Genomic DNA, 16,111 nt, shown 5'->3' with positions numbered 1-16,111 from the left:
AAGTCCCCCGCCGGCACTTCGATTCGCTTTTTTCAAGTCTGCGGCGGAAGCCGGCAAAAGCGGGGCAGAGACTTAAAAAATAAGCGGAGTCAATAATTTGTGCAGTGCAGCAAATCGAATAGAATCCGATCTCGCACTACATTGAGTCTAAATCATTGTTCCAGCCGTAAAAAAGCTGCTTGCAAAGGCAAACCGAATAGTCCATCTTCTCGACAGTTCCAGAGGGGATGAAAACAAATACGCGCCCAAGAGCGCGGACTTAAGACAATAGAAACGCCGGCGCCTTGAACCTTCGGGTTCCTTCAAAAGCGCCGGCGTTTCTATCGTTTTGCTTGGGCCATCCCCGGCACTGTTCTGTCGTGAGACTTGCTGCCGCCCTTTGTCTGGCTGCTCCGGATGTCGCCCCTTGCCAAAAACCATTGCGCCGAAAGTCTGGATTCCGGCTTTGCCATTGGCGCGTGCGGCATTTCCCATTATCTAGGGCTTACACCCAAGGATCAGTTTCATGACCGAAATCACCAGCCAGCAGGTTCTCAGAAGCCTTGAAGCCGTCAACCTTCCCGATGGCAAGCCGCTTGCCTTCAGCGGGCTTGTCTCCGACATATTCGTGACCGACGGGAAGATCTATTTCTCGCTGACCGTGCCGGGCGGGGACGCGAAAGCCTTCGAGCCGGTGCGACAGGCCGCGGCCAAGGCGGCCGAATCCATCCCCGGCGCAAGACAGGCCTTCGTGACGCTGACCGCGGACAAGCCGGCCAGCGATCAGAAACCGCGCCCGTCCGAGCCGCCAAAAAAACCGGAACAACCCGCCAAGCCGGATATTCCCGGCATCGGCTCGATCATCGCGGTCGCATCCGGCAAGGGCGGCGTCGGCAAGTCCACCACATCTGTCAATCTGGCGCTTGGCCTTGCCGCCGAAGGGCTGAAGGTCGGCCTGCTCGATGCCGATATTTACGGGCCGTCCATTCCGAGACTGTTCGGCCTGTCCGGCCGGCCGATGCAGGGCCCGGGGCGCACCATCATGCCAATGGAGAAATTCGGCCTGAAGGTGATGTCGATCGGTTTTCTGGTCGACGAGGGCACCGCCGTGATCTGGCGCGGGCCGATGGTGCAGTCGGCGCTGATGCAGATGCTGCGCGAGGTTGCCTGGGGCGAACTCGACGTGCTGGTGATCGACATGCCGCCCGGCACGGGTGACGCCCAGCTCACCATGGCCCAGCAGGTGCCGCTCGCCGGCAGCGTGGTGGTCTCGACCCCGCAGGATCTTGCGCTGATCGATGCCCGCAAGGCGATCGCCATGTTCAACAAGGTCTCGGTGCCCGTGCTCGGCATCGTGGAGAACATGAGCACCTTCATCTGCCCCGATTGCGGCGCGACCCACAATATTTTCGGCCATGGCGGCGCGAAAGACGAAGCGGAGAAGATCGGCGTCCCGTTTCTGGGGGAGGTGCCGCTCGCGATCGACATCCGCGAAAAATCGGATGCCGGCACGCCGGTCGTCGTCGATCAGCCTGATGGACCGCATGCGGCGGCCTACCGGTCGATCGCCAAGGCGGTACTTGAAGGTCTCAACGCCCGCACCCGCACGGCGCCCTCGATCGTTTTCGAATAGCGCCAGCTCGACGTTTGACAGAGGTCAGGCCCAACAGACCGGACACGGCCTCAATAGAGACTGGCCTCATTTCGGAGCTGAAACCGGGCGGGGTCGTAGATCGCGTGCGCCAGGAGTATCAGCTCGTCATCCCGGCTGAACACTTCCGATTCAATCGCCAGTGCCGGGGAAAGCGCCGAAATGCCGATGGCATCGGCGGCCGCCGGCGGGCAGGCGATTGCGCTGACATTCTGCACAACCTGCTCGACCGGACGGTCATAGATTTCCGTGACCAGGCCGGAGACCGAGGCAAGGCCGTGACGCGCGAGCGATGGCTCAAGCCCGGCATAGCGGCCGGGAACGAACATGCGGTTCCAGCAAAACGACCGCAGCCGGCCCGACATGCGCCTGACACCGATCACCTCCAGCCACTTCCCGTCGTGACACCCCCTGCCCCGCAACAGCGGCTCCTCGCTCTCCTCCACCATCCGGGTCGTCCAGATGTCGAGCACGGTTTCGCGCTCGAGGCGCATCAGTTCCGCCAGTGAATTGGTTCTCATCCGGAAATGCAGTTGGGGCTTGAGCGAAGTCACGACCGTGCCGACTCGCTTGCGCCGGGCCACAAGCCCCTCCGCCTCCAGCTCGCTCAAGGCCCGCCGCAGCGTGGTGCGACTCACGCCGCGCTGGGCGGCAAATTCCACTTCAGGTGGCAGTCTGTCTCCGACCTTGAATTGGCCGGAGGTGAGCTCCTCACGCAGGGCCCGGGTCAGTTGCTTGTGTCGCGGTGCGCTCATTCACTTTCTCCGAAAACAGAGAGTGATCTGACGAATAATCGTCAGACGCTGGTAAAGAACCTGGATTGGGCCGGAAATGCGGCATAGGGCGCGCAGGCAAGCTCGGCGCTGCAGCTTCGACGTCGCCGCCGGGCCTTCATCGAGAACTGTCGCTCGACATGTCCCGACGCGTCACCAGATCGTCTGCTGTCGTTCCCCGCTCCAAAACCTTCGGCTGCAATGCCGGACAGGGGAAAACGCCGAGGCCCCGATCGGGCAAGCGGCGAAGGCTGAAAAAGAAGACTGAAAGCGTTGATAATCAGAAAATGTCATCGGAAATACGACTCGGTTGACCCCTCCTGCCCGCACTTTAACGTTGTGACAGGTTGTACACCTGCCTACAGCGATTACGCGGAAGTTGCAAGCCGCTGCGCCGGTTGTAAATCGATTTGCATTTTCAGCGGATGCGACGCGGAAAACAGGCGCGGAACCCCCAAACAAAAAGGCGGCGCCCGCTGGGGACGCCGCCTTTGAATATGCTCAGCCACGATCCGGCTATCGCGGCTCGCTTCTGAGCCCTTTTATGATGGCAAAGCAGGCCAAGAGCAGAACGAAGGTGAACGGGAAGCCCGTCGACACGGCCATCGCCTGCAGCGCCGTCAGGCCGCCGCCGAGCAACAGCGCGATCGCCACAAGGCCCTCGAAGCTTGCCCAGAACACGCGCTGCGGCACCGGTGCATCGACCTTGCCGCCCGCGGTGATCGTGTCGATCACGATCGAGCCGGAGTCCGACGAGGTCACGAAGAACACGATGACGAGGACGATGCCGATAACCGATGTGATCGTCGCCAGCGGCAGCGCCTCCAGCATGATGAACAGCTTCAGATCAAGCGGCGCCTGGGCAAGAGCCTCATAATTGTTGACGATGATCTCACGGATCGCGGTATCGCCGAACACCGTCATCCATACGATAGAGACCACCGACGGAATGACCAGCACGCAGGTGATGAACTCGCGCACCGTGCGGCCACGCGAAACGCGGGCGATGAACATGCCGACGAAGGGCGACCAGGAAATCCACCAGGCCCAGTAGAACGACGTCCAGCCATCCAGGAAGTTCTTGTCGCTCCGGCCGAACGGATTGGCAAGCTCCGGCAGATAGCGGGCATAATCCACGAAATTGGTGAATATGCCGCCGAGAATGGCAAGGGTCGGTCCGACGGCGATCACGAACAGCAGCAGCAGGGCGGCAAGCGCCATATTGATCTTCGAAAGCCGCTGGACGCCGGCATCCATGCCCGCGACCACAGATGTGAGCGCGATGCCGGTGATGAAGACGATCAGCACCACCTTGGAGACTTCGCTCACCGGCAGGCCGAAGATATGGTTGAGGCCGGCATTGGCCTGTTCCGCGCCGATGCCGAGCGAGGTCGCGAGCCCGAACAGGGTCGCAAGCACTGCCAGCACATCGATGACATGGCCGGTCCAGCCCCAGACGCGTTCGCCGAAGATCGGATAGAACACCGAGCGCATGGCGAGCGGCAGGCCCTTATTGTAGGAAAACAGCGCCAGCGCCAGCGCGACGATGGCGTAGATCGCCCAGGGATGAAGCGCCCAGTGGAAAATCGTCGCTGACATGGCAAGCGACTGCGCCTTTGCCGTGTCGCCCGGTGCGCCGCCGAGCGGGGCCCAGCTTTCCGGCGTGCCGGCATTCTCCGCGATCGAGGAGGTGTAGTGCGAAATCGGTTCGGAAACGCCGTAGAACATCAGGCCGATGCCCATGCCTGCGGCAAACAGCATCGCGAACCAGCCGGTATAGGTATAATCCGGCTTGGCGTCGGCGCCGCCGAGGCGAATCTTGCCGTAGGGCGAGAAGATCAGATAGATGCCGAGCAGCACGAAGACGTTGCCGGCCAGAAGGAAGAACCAGTCGAAGGTCGAGGTCAGCCAGTCGCGCATACCGTTGAACACGGCCTCAGCCTGGTTCTGAAAGGCAAGCGTGACCAGCACGAAGGCGACGACGGCAAGACCCGAGATCAGAAAGACCGGGTTATGGATGTCGAGACCGAACGGCCCGATACTGGTGGTGATATTGTCCTGGCCGATCTCGTAATCGGTGTCGATGATGTCTGTCTCGCCTTCAGGCTCGGGTATCCCCGTGTCGGACATATAATATCTCCTTGTTTCACTTCGACGCATCGGCCCGGACTTGGGCGTCCGACGATCCGCGATGTCTAATCTTCAAACGGCTCAGCCGCGTACCAGCAGCACCGACGCCTTGGTATGCGTTGCGAGCTGGCCGCCATGGGAATGCATGAAATGGTCGGCAAGGTTGGGCACGTGGGTTGCCATCACCACCAGATCGCAGCCGAGTTCATCGACGGAGCGGGCAAGCGACTGGTTGATGTCGACGGCCGGATCGTGGGCGACGACAACATGAATGTCGGTCGCCAAGCCGTGTTCGGATTCCTGCGCTTTCGCAAAGGCCTCAAGCTTCTGCCGGTATTCCTCCGGATTGTGGCCGAGCGCACCCGGCGCCGATGATGTGACGCCGACATAGACGACGGATGCGCCATAGAGCTTGCCGAGATCACCCGCAGCCTTCAGGCCGCGCCCGAGCTTTTCCGCATGGGCCAGATCGACGGGTACCATGATTTTCGTAAACATCGCGATTCCTGGATTTGCGGGTTTGCCGACCCGCCGGTTTCCTTCCCTCTTCCACAATGCCTGTGGGGCCTTCCGCCAGCACGACATATGCCGATCACGAAAAAGCCACATTCTGTTTAGCATTTCGCCGCATGCCCCGCAAATCGAGCGAGGCATATTGTCGCTGCATCGGGCTGAAGCGGACACAAAAAAGCCATGGCGTGCAAGGGCAGCCATGGCTTTTCAAAAAAATCGGAGGACGGCGATCAGGCGTCTTCGAGCTGGGGAAGAATCTGCAACTCGTAAAGGCGCCGGTAGGGCCCGTCATGGGCCAGAAGCTCGCGTTGCGGCCCCTGCTCCAGGATCTTCCCGTTTTCGAGAACGACGATGTTGTCGGCCGACGTGATGGTTGCGAGGCGATGGGCGATGACGATCGTGGTGCGATCCTTGGTCAACCGCTTCAGCGCATCCTGCACCAGCGATTCGGCGTAGGAATCCAGCGCGCTGGTCGCCTCGTCGAGGATCAGGATATCGGCATCGCGCAACATCGCGCGCGCGATCGCAAGACGCTGTTTCTGGCCGCCGGAAAGATTGCCGCCATTTTCGCCGACGAGCGAGTCATATCCTTTGTTCATGTTCATGATGAAGTCATGCGCATGGGCCGACTTGGCCGCCTCGATGATTTCCTCTTCGGTGGCACCCTGACGACCAAGCTCCAGATTGTCCCTCACCGTGCCGTTGAACAGGAATGTATCCTGACCGACATAGGACATGTGCGCGCGAAGCGACTCGAAAGACACCTGCCTGAGGTCGAGGCCATTGACCGTGACCGAGCCTTCTTCGGGGTCGAACATGCGCATGACGAGATTGATGATCGTCGACTTGCCGCCGCCCGACGCGCCAACCAGAGCCGTGGTCTTGCCCGCAGGGAAGACGAGGTTCAGGTTCTTGAACAGGGGTTTGTTTTCGTCATAGGAGAAGCCAACATTGTCGAAGATGATTTCGCCACCGCCCGGAGGGACCGGCTGGGGGTTTTCGGCTTCCGTCAGCATGATCGGGTGATCCTTGATCTCGTACATCATCCTGACGCCGACCATGGCCGTCTCGAGATTGACGCGCATGCGCGCCAGCCGCTTCGCCGGCTCATAGGCCAGAAGCAGAGCCGTGATAAACGACATCAACTCGCCGGGCGTCTGGCTGCCGCCGACGACCCAAAGACCGCTCAGCGCAATCACGCCGGCGATCGCCAGGCCCGACAGCGTTTCCATGATCGGGCTCGTGGCAGCGGAAAGCCGGGCAATGCTGTTGGCGCGATGCTCCACCTGGGTGACCTGCCGGTCCATACGCGAGCGCATGTGCTCCTCAAGACCAAACGCCTTGATGATGCGAACGCCTGTGGAGGCTTCCTGAACGCTTTCGATAATCTTGGCGAAGGCGGTCAGTTCCTGCTTCATGATATCGCGGACCTTGTTGGTCAGGTAGCGAACGCCGATAAAGGCCGCCGGCCCGAGAATAAAGGAAACGAGAGAAAGGACCGGTTGCTGGATGAACATCACGATGACCAGTCCGATCAGCGAAAACAGGTCGCGGATCGCCGAGGTCAGAATCAGATCCATCGCCGTCCTTGCCGCCTGGGCGTTGTTGGTCAGGCGCATGACAAGGTCGGAGGACGGAAACCGGATGAAGAAGTTCAGATCCTGCTGCAGGATTCGGCTGAAGATGCTGCTTTGCGTCCTGGCGATGATATTGTTGCCGGCCTTGCTCAGGATCACGATCTGGAAATAGGTCGCGATGCCCTTGACGATGAAGATCGCGGCCACGCCCCCTGCGAGCATGAACATGCGGTTCATGTCTTTCGAAACCACGGTTTCGTTGACGATATCCTTCATGATCCAGGCGCTCATCGCGGTCATGCCGGCGACAACGAGCATGGCGACCGTCGCCAGAGCATACCATGGAGCCTGGGCGCGCAGATTCTCCGACAGCAGCCGATAAAGCAGGCTGCGGTTGGCCATGGGAATAAAGCGCGCCAGTGCTCTGTCGAGAAGACGCTTGAAAACAGAGGTTCTGGGCATTGGGATGCGTTGTTCCATATCGATTAGGGCCCTTCGCTGTCGCGCGGCAACACTGTCGTGCGCTCATCGTCCCATTCGGCATTGGGCGCCGACAAATAGGCCAATCGTCTCGCAAGAGCAAGACCCACGCATCAGGGGGACCGAAGAAGAGGACGGGTGTGTGTCTTCTCAGCCCTTCAAATACCGCAACTCAGGTGCCCTTGCCTGATCAAGATGCGAAGTGCGCTTTCGGGTCACCGTCAGCACCTTGTCCTCGCCCGGCAGCAGCGTGAAGCAATTGTCGGAATAGATGTCGTCGCCGCCGTGGTCATAGGTGACATAGAGCGCAGGCCGATCGGTTGCGAGCGTGATCCGGTCGTCTTCAGCGTGGACGGTAATGTTCGGCTCCCCGAAGCGATAGGCTTTCGGCCTTTGCGGCAGATACTCGTTTTCGCCGAGATGATTGCCGTCGCCATCGCGCCAGTCGAACAGCAGGAAGGTGCTGTCGCCAAGGCTTTCGGGACGGATGCGGGCGATCTCCACCACCGTCTCCACGCTGGTGACCACGTCATAGGTACCCAGTTCGGAGACCGTGCCATCGGTCGCATCGACAGTGCGCAGCCTGACGGTGATCGGCTTTTCGTCCTCGATATCCGAGACCGCGAGCAGAACGATCGCGCCGGTTGCCGGGTCCGGTTCCGCCGTCACCATCAGCGGCGCGAAGAAGCGGCGGGCGAGATATTGCGTGGTCTTCCAGCCGCCGCCATATTCGAGGCTCGACCAACTTGCCACCGGCCAGGTGTCGTTCAACTGCCAGAACAGCGTGCCCATGGTGCGCGGCTTGTTTGCGCGCCAGAACTCGATCGCCGTCTTCATCGCCAAGCCCTGCGAGAGCTGGCTCAGATAGACCATATCCTCGAAACTGTCGGGAAAGCGGAAATAGCGCGCGATGGTCTCCACGATCCGGCTGTTGCCGCCGATATTGCGTTGATGGACGTCCATGACGGCGGAGGAGACGTTGCGGTCCTCCGGCGCGGTGAAGCTTTCGATCACACGCATCGAAGGAAACGACTGGAAGCCGAATTCCGAGCAGAAGCGCGGGCGGACCGTGCGGTAATGCTCGAAATCCTTCGCCGAGTGCCAGACATCCCAGAAATGCATGTCGCCCGAGGTATCGACATGCCAGCCATCGCCGAAATCGAGCCGCCCGACCGAGGGTGATGACGGGCGGAACGGCAGACCGATCGCCTCGTCCTCCACCGCTTCCTCGAGCGCGTGATTGAGGCGGTCATAGATCGCCAGATAACGATCGCGGTTATCGATGCTCTCCTCGTACCAGCTGAGCGCACCCACAAGTTCATTGTCACCGCACCACAGCGCGATCGAAGCGAAGCGCGACAGCCGGCGCAATTGCTGGCGGGCTTCCACGCGAACCAGATCGAGAAAGCCGCGTTCATGGGCGGGGTAATGGCTGCAGGCGAACATGAAGTCCTGCCAGACCATGATGCCCAGCTCATCGCAGAGTTCGTAGAACCAGTCGGCCTCATACTGTCCGCCGCCCCAGACGCGGATCATGTTCATATTGGCCTCGACCGCCGAAACCAGCAGGTCGCGCACCTGGTCGGGCGTGGCGCGGGCCGGCAGGGCGTCGCCCGGAATCCAGTTGGCGCCTTTCATGAAGATCTCGCGGCCATTGATCTGAAAGGCGAAGCGATGGCCTATTTCGTCGGCATTGGTCAGCAGAGCAACGCTGCGCAGGCCGATGCGGAAATCGCGGCGCTCATTGCCAAGCGAAACCGCGAGATCGTAAAACGCCTGCTCACCGTGGCCCGCCGGCCACCACAGCCGCGGATTTTCGACCCGGACGGTCACCGTGACCCGGTTTTCGCCGGGCCATGCCGTCATCATGCCGGTCGCCCGCGCGCCGTTGATTTCGACCACCGCATCGGCTTCAGTTGGCGCAAAGGCGAAGGCGTGGAAGGTGACGTCCAGTTCCACCGCGCCGCCCTCGTGACGCTGGCGGATCGCGACATCGTCAAGCCTCAGATCGCCGGTGCGCACCAGCGTGATATCGCCATAGAAGCCGAGCGGCGATAGCGCGATCCCCCAGTCCCAGCCGCCATGGCATTGCGCCCGGCGCAGGAAGTTCAAGTGGCCGATCCGGCTGTTCTTGGTATAGGGGATCGGGAAGTCGGAGGCTTTCGCGCGCTTTTCGGCCTCGCGCGAATTGGAGAGGAACCGCACTGCGATCTCGTTTTCGCCCGCGCGCAACAGCCCGGTCACGTCGAAATCATAGCGCAGGAACTGGCTTTCGCAACGCCCGGCGGGCTTGTCATTGACGCTGACTTCGGCGAGGCAATCGACGCTTTCGAAGCGTAGCGTGAACCGTCCGCCCTCGATATCGGAAAGCTGGAAGCGCTTGACGGCGACCCACTCGGCTTCATGGACCCAGTCGGTTCTGGGCTCGTTGTCGCGGTAATAGGGGTCCTCGATCGCGCCGGCGGCCAAGAGCGCGGAATGGATATCGCCGGGCGCCGACAGCGTGACGGAACTGTTGTGAGCGTCGGAGGAAAACACCCAGTCGTCGTTGAGATCGAGAATATCCGTCATGCTGCGTCCGTCCGTTCAATTGAAACGACACCTTACTAAAGGCTTTTTGGTTCTCTCTAAACCGATTTTAAAGGGGGTCGGCAGAATTTTGCGGCGTCTTGTCGCAAAGGGCGTGTTTGACCGGCGCGCGATCAGCAGGCACAGTTCCCGCACCCGCCCCGGAGACCAAGATGCGCCGTATTCTGTTTCTCGCCCTTCTGCTTTTGCCGCTCGCGACGACGCCGGCAGCCAGCGGCGAGGTCACCGTCGCCGTCGCCGCCAATTTCACCGGCACCGCCGAGGAGATCGCCGAGGCCTTTCGCGAAGAGACCGGCCACGAGGCGGTGCTGAGTTTCGGCTCGACCGGCAGGCTCTATGCCCAGATCATTCACGGCGCGCCCTTTGACGTGTTTCTCGCCGCCGATGAGGAGCGCCCCGCGCTTACGATCGAAGAAGGTTACGCGGTGGAAGGCAGCGCCTTCGTCTATGCGCTCGGCGCGCTGGTGCTTTACAGCGCCGATCCCGATCTCGTGGACCCGGAAGGCAAGGTGCTCTTCCATCCCGATCGCTTCGGCAAACTGGCGATCGCCAATCCGCGCACCGCGCCCTATGGCGCAGCGGCAGTGGAGGCGATGACGGCGCTCGGTGTCTACGAGCAGTTGCGCGAACGGCTGGTCGAGGGGGAAAGCATCACCCAGGCCTACCAGTTTGTCGCCACCGGCAATGCCGCGCTCGGCTTCGTCGCGCTGTCTCAGCTTGTCGGCGAGCCCGGCGGTTCGCGCTATGAAGTGCCGACCGATTTGTACAGCCCGATCGCCCAGGGCGCGGTTCTTTTGAAGAAGGGCGAGAACAATATCGCGGCGCGGGCGTTTATGAGCTTCCTGAAGGGCGATACCGCCCGCAAAATTGTCGGAAATCACGGCTACCGGCTGCCGTCGTGATTCCTGGCAGTCGGGAATGGGCCCTGGAGCGGAAATAATGTGGGAAGCCGTATTCCTGACGCTGAAACTTGCCGGCGTCACGACCGTGTTCTTGATGATATTGGGCGTGCCACTCGCCTGGTGGCTGGCGCGGTCGCACACATGGTGGAAGGAAGTGATCGGCGCGATCGTAGCCCTCCCCCTGGTCCTGCCGCCCACTGTGCTCGGCTTCTACCTGCTGATCGCGCTCAGCCCCCAAAGCCCGCTCGGCGCCGCGATCGGCGAGACCATCGGCTTTACCCTGCCCTTCACATTTGCGGGCCTCGTGGTCGGCTCGGTGATCTATTCGCTGCCCTTTGCGGTGCAGCCGGTGCGCAACGCCTTCGAGGCCATCGGCAATGATCCGCTGGAGGCGGCCGCGACGCTGAGGGCCGGCCCGGTCGACCGCTTCTTCTCGATCGCCCTGCCGCTTGCCCGCCCCGGCCTCATCACCGGCGCGATCCTCGGCTTTGCCCATACCGTCGGCGAATTCGGCGTGGTGCTGATGATCGGCGGCAATATTCCCGGCAAGACCAAGGTGCTCTCGGTGGCGATCTACGACTATGTCGAGACCCTGCAATGGGGCAAGGCGCATATCCTCGCCGCCGGCATGCTGGCGTTTTCCTTCCTCGTCATCCTGTCGACAATGCTGATCGAGCGACGCATGCGGAGGCGCTTTCCATGACCGGTGACAGACTTTCCGCCCGTTTCGCCGGCCGTTTCGGCGCGTTTCTGCTCGATGCATCCTTCCGGTTTCCGAAAAGCGGCGTCACCGCGCTGTTCGGTCCCTCCGGCTGCGGCAAGACCAGCCTGCTGCGCTGTTTCGCGGGACTGGAACACCTGCCCGACGGCGAATTTTCGATCGATGGCGAGGTCTGGCAGGACGGCAGTCACTTCCGCCCGCCGCATCGCCGCGAGGTCGGCTATGTGTTCCAGCAGGCCAATCTGTTTCCCCATCTGACCGTCAGCGCCAACCTTCGCTATGGCGAGAAGCGGGCGAAGCGTGATGGCAAGGCGCGGTTTGAAGAACTGGTCGAGCTGCTCGGTCTTTCCAGCCTTCTGGAGCGCATGCCGGCGCGGCTTTCCGGCGGCGAGCGCCAGCGGGTCGCGATCGCCCGGGCGCTGCTTTCGCAGCCGAAGCTGCTCCTGATGGATGAGCCGATGTCGGCGCTCGACATCCATGCGCGCCAGGAGATCTTCCCCTATCTGCAAAACCTGAGGCAGAGCCTTTCCATCCCGGTGCTCTACGTCACCCACGCGCCCGACGAGGTGGCCCGGCTTGCCGATCATCTCGCGGTGATGCGCGACGGGCGCGTTATCGCCGCCGGTCTCACCGCCGAGACGCTCGCCCGCCTCGACCTGCCGATGGCGCATGAACGCCGCGCCGGAATAGCGATCGACGCGCGGATTGCCGATATCGACCTGCGCTGGCAACTCGCGCTCGCCAAGTTCGAGGGCGGAGCGCTGTGGATCGCCCATACCGGTAGACAGGTCGGCGAACCGGTGCGCCTGATGATCCATGCCCGCGACGTCTCGATCGCGCTCACCGAAAACCTGAATGTCTCGATCATCAACCGCGTGCCGGCGATCGTGCGCGAGATCGCCCGCGGCGATCATCCTTCCGTCATGATCGTGCATCTGGAGATCGGCAGCAGGCTGATCATGGCGCGCGTCACCGCCCGCTCGGCCAATCTCCTCAGCCTGCAGCCCGGCATGGCCGTCTATGCCCAGATCAAATCGGTGGCGATCATCGATTGATGCGGCCGCGTTCCTGCTCGGCGGGCGCGGGCCCGCCATCCCCCGGCACCCAGGCGCCTTCCGATGACACCTTGCGGCAGAACTCGGCGGCGCTGCTGCGGGCGTGATCGGCGACGCTCCGCAGGATATTCTGGCCGACGGTCGTCTGGTAGGTGGCGACGATCGGCATCGGCGGAAACGGCTTGGTCACGCTCACCCGGCACAGCAGGCCATTTTCCAGCTCGCGCGCGATCGCGACCGAGGGGATCGCCGCAAGGCCGAAGCCGCCGATGAGGAGATTGATCATCGCAAAAAGGGAATTCGAACTCGTCAGCTTGGAGGCCAGCACCCGTTCGTCCTGAAAATAGGGCGCGACATAGGCATAGGGCGGCGTGCCCTTGGGGAAGGTGATGATCGGCATCCGCGACAATTCGTCGACGCTGTAGGTGGTATTGCGGTCGACCACCGCGGGGGCCGCGGCCCAGACCATTTCATAATAGCAGATGATGAAGGAGCGGAAACTGTCGCCGATCGCGGGCTCGATCCCGAAGATCAGATCGAACTCGCCATGGGCGAGGCCGGCGATGAGGTCGCGCGTCCCCTCGATCGTCAGCTCCACCCTGAGGTTCGGCATCGCCTGGCTCAGCGCCTCGATGAAATCCGGCATCCAGGTGGCGACCACGGAATCGATCGCGCCGATGCGCACGATATAGGCGGCGTCGCTGCCGCCCTCCTTGAGGTCGGATTTCAGCGTGTTGAGCTTTTCCAGCACCTCCTGGAACACGCGCAGCGCCTCCTCGCCGGCAGGCGTCAGCCGAAACTCGCGGTCGCCGCGCTCGACAAGCCGGCAGGCATAATCGCGCTCGAGAATCGCAAGACGCGAGGAAATCGCCGGCTGGGTGGTGTTCAGCTCCCGGGCGGTGCGGCCGAAATGCCGGTTGCGGGCAAGCGCCACGAAGGTGGCCATGTCGATGATGCGCATCGCCATACGCTACCAGCCTCCGCGCGGTCTCACAATCAAAAGAGGGTCAGCGGGCGAGAACGCGAATGCGTTCGGGATCGATGGAAAGCGCGACCTCGTCGCCCGGCTGCAGCACGGTTTCGTTGTCGGTGAGAAGCCGGATGGTCTCGCCGGCAAGGGTCAGCACATAGCGGTTTCGCGCGCCGAGATAGACCCGGGTCTTCACAGTGGCCTTCAGGCCCTCGCCTGACGCTGCGACGGTCAAATCCTCCTGCCGCAATACGACCGAGACCGGGCCGGCCGGCGCTTCCGCCGAAACCGCGAGGCGTTGCCCATCCTCCAGCACCGCGATGCCGCCCGCCTCAAGCTCGCCCTTCAGCACATTGGCCGAGCCGATAAAGCCGGAGACGAACGCGGTCGCCGGGCGGGCGTAAATCTCGGAAGGCGCGCCCTCCTGCTCGACCTTGCCGGCATTCAAAAGCACCACCCGGTCGGAGAGGCTCAGCGCCTCCTCCTGGTCGTGGGTCACGAACAGCGTGGTCAGCCCGAGGCGGCGGTGGATCTCGATCAGTTCCACCTGCATGTCCTCGCGCAGCCGGGCGTCGAGGTTGGAGAGCGGCTCGTCAAGCAACAGCACTTTCGGGTTGGAGACGATCGCGCGGGCCAGCGCCACGCGCTGCTGCTGGCCGCCGGAGAGCTGGCGCGGATAGCGGTCGGAAAGATGACCGAGCTGCACCGTCTCCAGCGCGGCCTTCACCCGCTCATCCTGCTCGTCGCGCACGCCGATCCGGCGCATGCGCAGCGGAAAGCGGACATTCTCGTAGACGCTCAGATGCGGCAACAGCGCGTAGGACTGGAACATCATCGCGATATCGCGCTTTTCCGGCGGCAGCCCCGTCACATCCTGGCCATCGATGATCACATGGCCGCCGGTGACGGCCTCAAGCCCGGCAACCGTGCGCAGAAGCGTGGTCTTGCCGCAGCCGGATGCGCCGAGCAGGCTCACGAACTCACCGGAAGACAGCGCGAGGTCGATGCCGTGGAGAACCTCCACCTTGCCGTAGGACTTCCTGATCCGATCGAGATGAATATCCGACATGACTATATTCCTAGGCGCTGGCGAATTTCCGGATGCCGAGCACGCGGTCGATAACCAGAATGAGGATGACGGTGAGCGCGATCATGATCGTGGAGACCGCGGCGACGGACGGGTCGGGGCTGAATTCGAGCTGGCCGTAGATCTGTACCGGCAGCGTGGTCATGTCCGGGGTGCGCAGGAACAGCGACAGCACCGCCTCGTCGAACGAAATGTTGAAGGCAAAGAACGCGCCCGCCGCAAGCCCCGGCCGGCATTGCGGCAGCACCACGAACACGAGCCGCTGGATGCGCCCCGCCCCCATGGTGCGCGCCGCCTCCTCGATGAAGGGGTCGGACTCGCTCAAAACGGCGAGCGTGGTGCGCACCACATAGGGCAGCGTGATCGCGGTATGGCCGATCCACAGCGTGACGAAGGAGACCGGTCCGAAGGCGGCGCTCCAGAACATCAACAGGCCGATGGCGTAGATGATCGTCGGCAGGATCAGCGGCGAGAGAAACAGCGCGCCGAGCAGCTCCGATTGCGGCAATTGCCGGCGGTGGATCGCGATCGCCGCCGCGCCACCGATGGTGACGGAGGAGAGCGTCACCAGCAGCGCGATGCCGAGGCTCAAGGCCCCGGATGAAAGATAGGCGCTCGACGACAGTACCTTTTGATACCATTCGAGCGAGAAGCCTTTGGGCGGAAAGGCGATAAACTGGTTGGCCGAAAACGAGGTGCCGATCACCACCACCAGCGGCGCCAGCATGACCACCACGATCAGCGCGATGAACACGACCGTCGCGATCTTCAGCCACAACGGAACGGCCTTAACCATGACGGCCTCCCGTCAACCTGAAATAGGGAATGAGGGTAAGCGCGATGCCGAGGAACAGGATCACGGCCTGGGCGGCGGCGAAATGCCAGTCGAGCGTTTGCGTGACCGAGGAATAGATCGAGGCCGCCAGCACCTGGAGACGCGGTCCGCCGAGCAGGCTCGGCGTCACGAACGAACTTGCCGACAGCGTGAAGGCCAGCAGCGAACCGGCGGCGATGCCCGGCATGGCAAGCGGCAGCACCACATGCCGGAACGCCTGCAGGAAGGAACAACCCATGGTCCGCGCCGCCTCTTCCAGCTTTTCATCGATGCGGCTGACGACGCCGAGTATCGACAGCGTCATGAACGGCAGCAGCACCTGCACCATGCCGATCACGATCGCGGTTTCGGTACGCATAAGGGTGAAATTGCGCTTCACCAGGCCGAGATCGTAAAGCGTGGAGGAGATGATGCCGCCGCGCTCGAAAATCACCATCCAGCCGAAGGTGCGGATCACCACGCTGGTCATCAGCGGCAGCAAGATGACGATGATCAACCACAGCCTGAGCCGTGGCCCGGCGCGCGCCATGATATAGGCCAGCGGAAAGCCGACCATGGCGCAGATCAGCGTGATGATGAAGGACAGCCGGATCGTGCGCCACAGCACATTGAGGTAATAGGGCTCGCGGATGAATTCGGCAAAATGGGAAAAGGTGAACCCTTCCGGCCCCATCACCGACAGCATCAGCATGCGCGCGATCGGCAGGAAAAACGCCAGCGCCAGCAGCAGCAGGCCGGGCGCAACCAGAAACGCGTTTTCTGCACGGTCGGACTTCATCCGCTGGGTTTCCTCTTGTTGATGCCGTGTGCCACGCAAGCGTCTATCATAACGCACCCAACCAGCCCGCC

Annotated in this window: 13 protein-coding genes; 4 read left to right on the top strand and 9 right to left on the bottom strand. The window is 62.2% G+C overall.

Translation table 11 applies throughout. The features are described from left to right. Positions 1-505: 505 nt before the first annotated feature. Complete coding sequence (apbC, locus tag K7H91_RS10335; RefSeq protein WP_269066127.1) at positions 506-1,612, top strand: iron-sulfur cluster carrier protein ApbC; 1,107 nt, start codon at positions 506-508, stop codon at positions 1,610-1,612. Between the two features lie 50 nt (positions 1,613-1,662). On the opposite strand, the gene K7H91_RS10330 is transcribed toward apbC, so the two are convergent. The 5 genes from K7H91_RS10330 to K7H91_RS10310 form a co-directional block, all read right to left on the bottom strand. Beyond that, on the bottom strand, positions 1,663-2,385 hold the full coding sequence (locus K7H91_RS10330; protein WP_230720152.1) for a GntR family transcriptional regulator: 723 nt from the start codon (positions 2,383-2,385) through the stop codon (positions 1,663-1,665). Between the two features lie 534 nt (positions 2,386-2,919). Next, positions 2,920-4,533 (bottom strand): BCCT family transporter, encoded by a 1,614-nt coding sequence (locus tag K7H91_RS10325; RefSeq protein WP_230720151.1) that lies wholly within the window; start codon positions 4,531-4,533, stop codon positions 2,920-2,922. Positions 4,534-4,614: 81 nt separating this feature from the next. Continuing rightward, positions 4,615-5,031, bottom strand: coding sequence for a universal stress protein (locus tag K7H91_RS10320; protein WP_230720150.1), 417 nt, complete (start codon positions 5,029-5,031; stop codon positions 4,615-4,617). Positions 5,032-5,276: 245 nt separating this feature from the next. Beyond that, on the bottom strand, positions 5,277-7,025 hold the full coding sequence (locus K7H91_RS10315; RefSeq protein ID WP_230720178.1) for an ABC transporter ATP-binding protein: 1,749 nt from the start codon (positions 7,023-7,025) through the stop codon (positions 5,277-5,279). Positions 7,026-7,253: 228 nt separating this feature from the next. Next, positions 7,254-9,674 carry a beta-mannosidase gene (locus K7H91_RS10310; protein ID WP_230720149.1) on the bottom strand — a complete coding sequence of 807 codons (2,421 nt, stop codon included), beginning with the start codon at positions 9,672-9,674 and terminating at the stop codon, positions 7,254-7,256. A gap of 170 nt (positions 9,675-9,844) precedes the next feature. Here K7H91_RS10310 and modA point away from each other — a divergent pair, with 170 nt between their 5' ends. The 3 genes from modA to modC are packed head-to-tail and all read left to right on the top strand — an operon-like array spanning position 9,845 to position 12,370. Beyond that, the gene (gene modA / locus K7H91_RS10305) at positions 9,845-10,594 is read left to right on the top strand and encodes a molybdate ABC transporter substrate-binding protein (RefSeq protein WP_230720148.1); all 750 of its coding nucleotides are present in this window, start codon (positions 9,845-9,847) and stop codon (positions 10,592-10,594) included. 37 nt (positions 10,595-10,631) lie between these two features. Beyond that, positions 10,632-11,297, top strand: coding sequence for a molybdate ABC transporter permease subunit (modB, locus tag K7H91_RS10300; RefSeq protein ID WP_230720147.1), 666 nt, complete (start codon positions 10,632-10,634; stop codon positions 11,295-11,297). Continuing rightward, entirely contained in the window at positions 11,294-12,370 is a 1,077-nt protein-coding gene (gene modC, locus K7H91_RS10295; RefSeq protein ID WP_230720146.1) for a molybdenum ABC transporter ATP-binding protein, read from the top strand. The genes modB and modC overlap by 4 nt, the downstream gene beginning before the upstream one ends. Here modC and K7H91_RS10290 read toward each other — a convergent pair. Genes K7H91_RS10290 through K7H91_RS10275 form a run of 4 tightly spaced genes read right to left on the bottom strand, consistent with a single transcriptional unit; the run spans position 12,360 to position 16,040 of the window. After that, positions 12,360-13,337, bottom strand: a complete 978-nt coding sequence (locus tag K7H91_RS10290) for a LysR family transcriptional regulator (RefSeq protein WP_230720145.1) — start codon at positions 13,335-13,337, stop codon at positions 12,360-12,362. The two genes, modC and K7H91_RS10290, sit on opposite strands and share 11 nt — an antisense overlap. A gap of 40 nt (positions 13,338-13,377) precedes the next feature. After that, a complete protein-coding gene (locus K7H91_RS10285) occupies positions 13,378-14,409 on the bottom strand; it encodes an ABC transporter ATP-binding protein (RefSeq protein ID WP_230720144.1) in 1,032 nt (343 codons plus the stop codon). Between the two features lie 10 nt (positions 14,410-14,419). Next, on the bottom strand, positions 14,420-15,223 hold the full coding sequence (locus K7H91_RS10280) for an ABC transporter permease (protein ID WP_230720143.1): 804 nt from the start codon (positions 15,221-15,223) through the stop codon (positions 14,420-14,422). Then, positions 15,216-16,040 carry an ABC transporter permease gene (locus tag K7H91_RS10275; protein ID WP_230720142.1) on the bottom strand — a complete coding sequence of 275 codons (825 nt, stop codon included), beginning with the start codon at positions 16,038-16,040 and terminating at the stop codon, positions 15,216-15,218. The genes K7H91_RS10280 and K7H91_RS10275 overlap by 8 nt, the downstream gene beginning before the upstream one ends. Positions 16,041-16,111: the final 71 nt, after the last annotated feature.

Source organism: Martelella mediterranea (genome assembly GCF_021021415.1).
Classification (GTDB): Bacteria; Pseudomonadota; Alphaproteobacteria; order Rhizobiales; family Rhizobiaceae; genus Martelella; species Martelella mediterranea_C.
Note: the sequence above shows the minus strand (reverse complement) of the source record. Positions and strands in the feature narration are given on the sequence as shown.

What these genes read in the sequence shown, in the direction of transcription:
- K7H91_RS10320 (WP_230720150.1), bottom strand. Translation starts at nt 5,031, where the DNA reads ATGTTTACGAAAATCATGGTACCCGTCGATCTGGCCCATGCGGAAAAG.
- K7H91_RS10315 (WP_230720178.1), bottom strand. Translation starts at nt 7,025, where the DNA reads ATGGCCAACCGCAGCCTGCTTTATCGGCTGCTGTCGGAGAATCTGCGC.
- modA (WP_230720148.1), top strand. Translation starts at nt 9,845, where the DNA reads ATGCGCCGTATTCTGTTTCTCGCCCTTCTGCTTTTGCCGCTCGCGACG.
- K7H91_RS10285 (WP_230720144.1), bottom strand. Translation starts at nt 14,409, where the DNA reads ATGTCGGATATTCATCTCGATCGGATCAGGAAGTCCTACGGCAAGGTG.
- modB (WP_230720147.1), top strand. Translation starts at nt 10,632, where the DNA reads ATGTGGGAAGCCGTATTCCTGACGCTGAAACTTGCCGGCGTCACGACC.
- K7H91_RS10290 (WP_230720145.1), bottom strand. Translation starts at nt 13,337, where the DNA reads ATGGCGATGCGCATCATCGACATGGCCACCTTCGTGGCGCTTGCCCGC.
- K7H91_RS10310 (WP_230720149.1), bottom strand. Translation starts at nt 9,674, where the DNA reads ATGACGGATATTCTCGATCTCAACGACGACTGGGTGTTTTCCTCCGAC.
- K7H91_RS10325 (WP_230720151.1), bottom strand. Translation starts at nt 4,533, where the DNA reads ATGTCCGACACGGGGATACCCGAGCCTGAAGGCGAGACAGACATCATC.
- K7H91_RS10275 (WP_230720142.1), bottom strand. Translation starts at nt 16,040, where the DNA reads ATGAAGTCCGACCGTGCAGAAAACGCGTTTCTGGTTGCGCCCGGCCTG.
- apbC (WP_269066127.1), top strand. Translation starts at nt 506, where the DNA reads ATGACCGAAATCACCAGCCAGCAGGTTCTCAGAAGCCTTGAAGCCGTC.
- K7H91_RS10330 (WP_230720152.1), bottom strand. Translation starts at nt 2,385, where the DNA reads ATGAGCGCACCGCGACACAAGCAACTGACCCGGGCCCTGCGTGAGGAG.
- K7H91_RS10280 (WP_230720143.1), bottom strand. Translation starts at nt 15,223, where the DNA reads ATGGTTAAGGCCGTTCCGTTGTGGCTGAAGATCGCGACGGTCGTGTTC.
- modC (WP_230720146.1), top strand. Translation starts at nt 11,294, where the DNA reads ATGACCGGTGACAGACTTTCCGCCCGTTTCGCCGGCCGTTTCGGCGCG.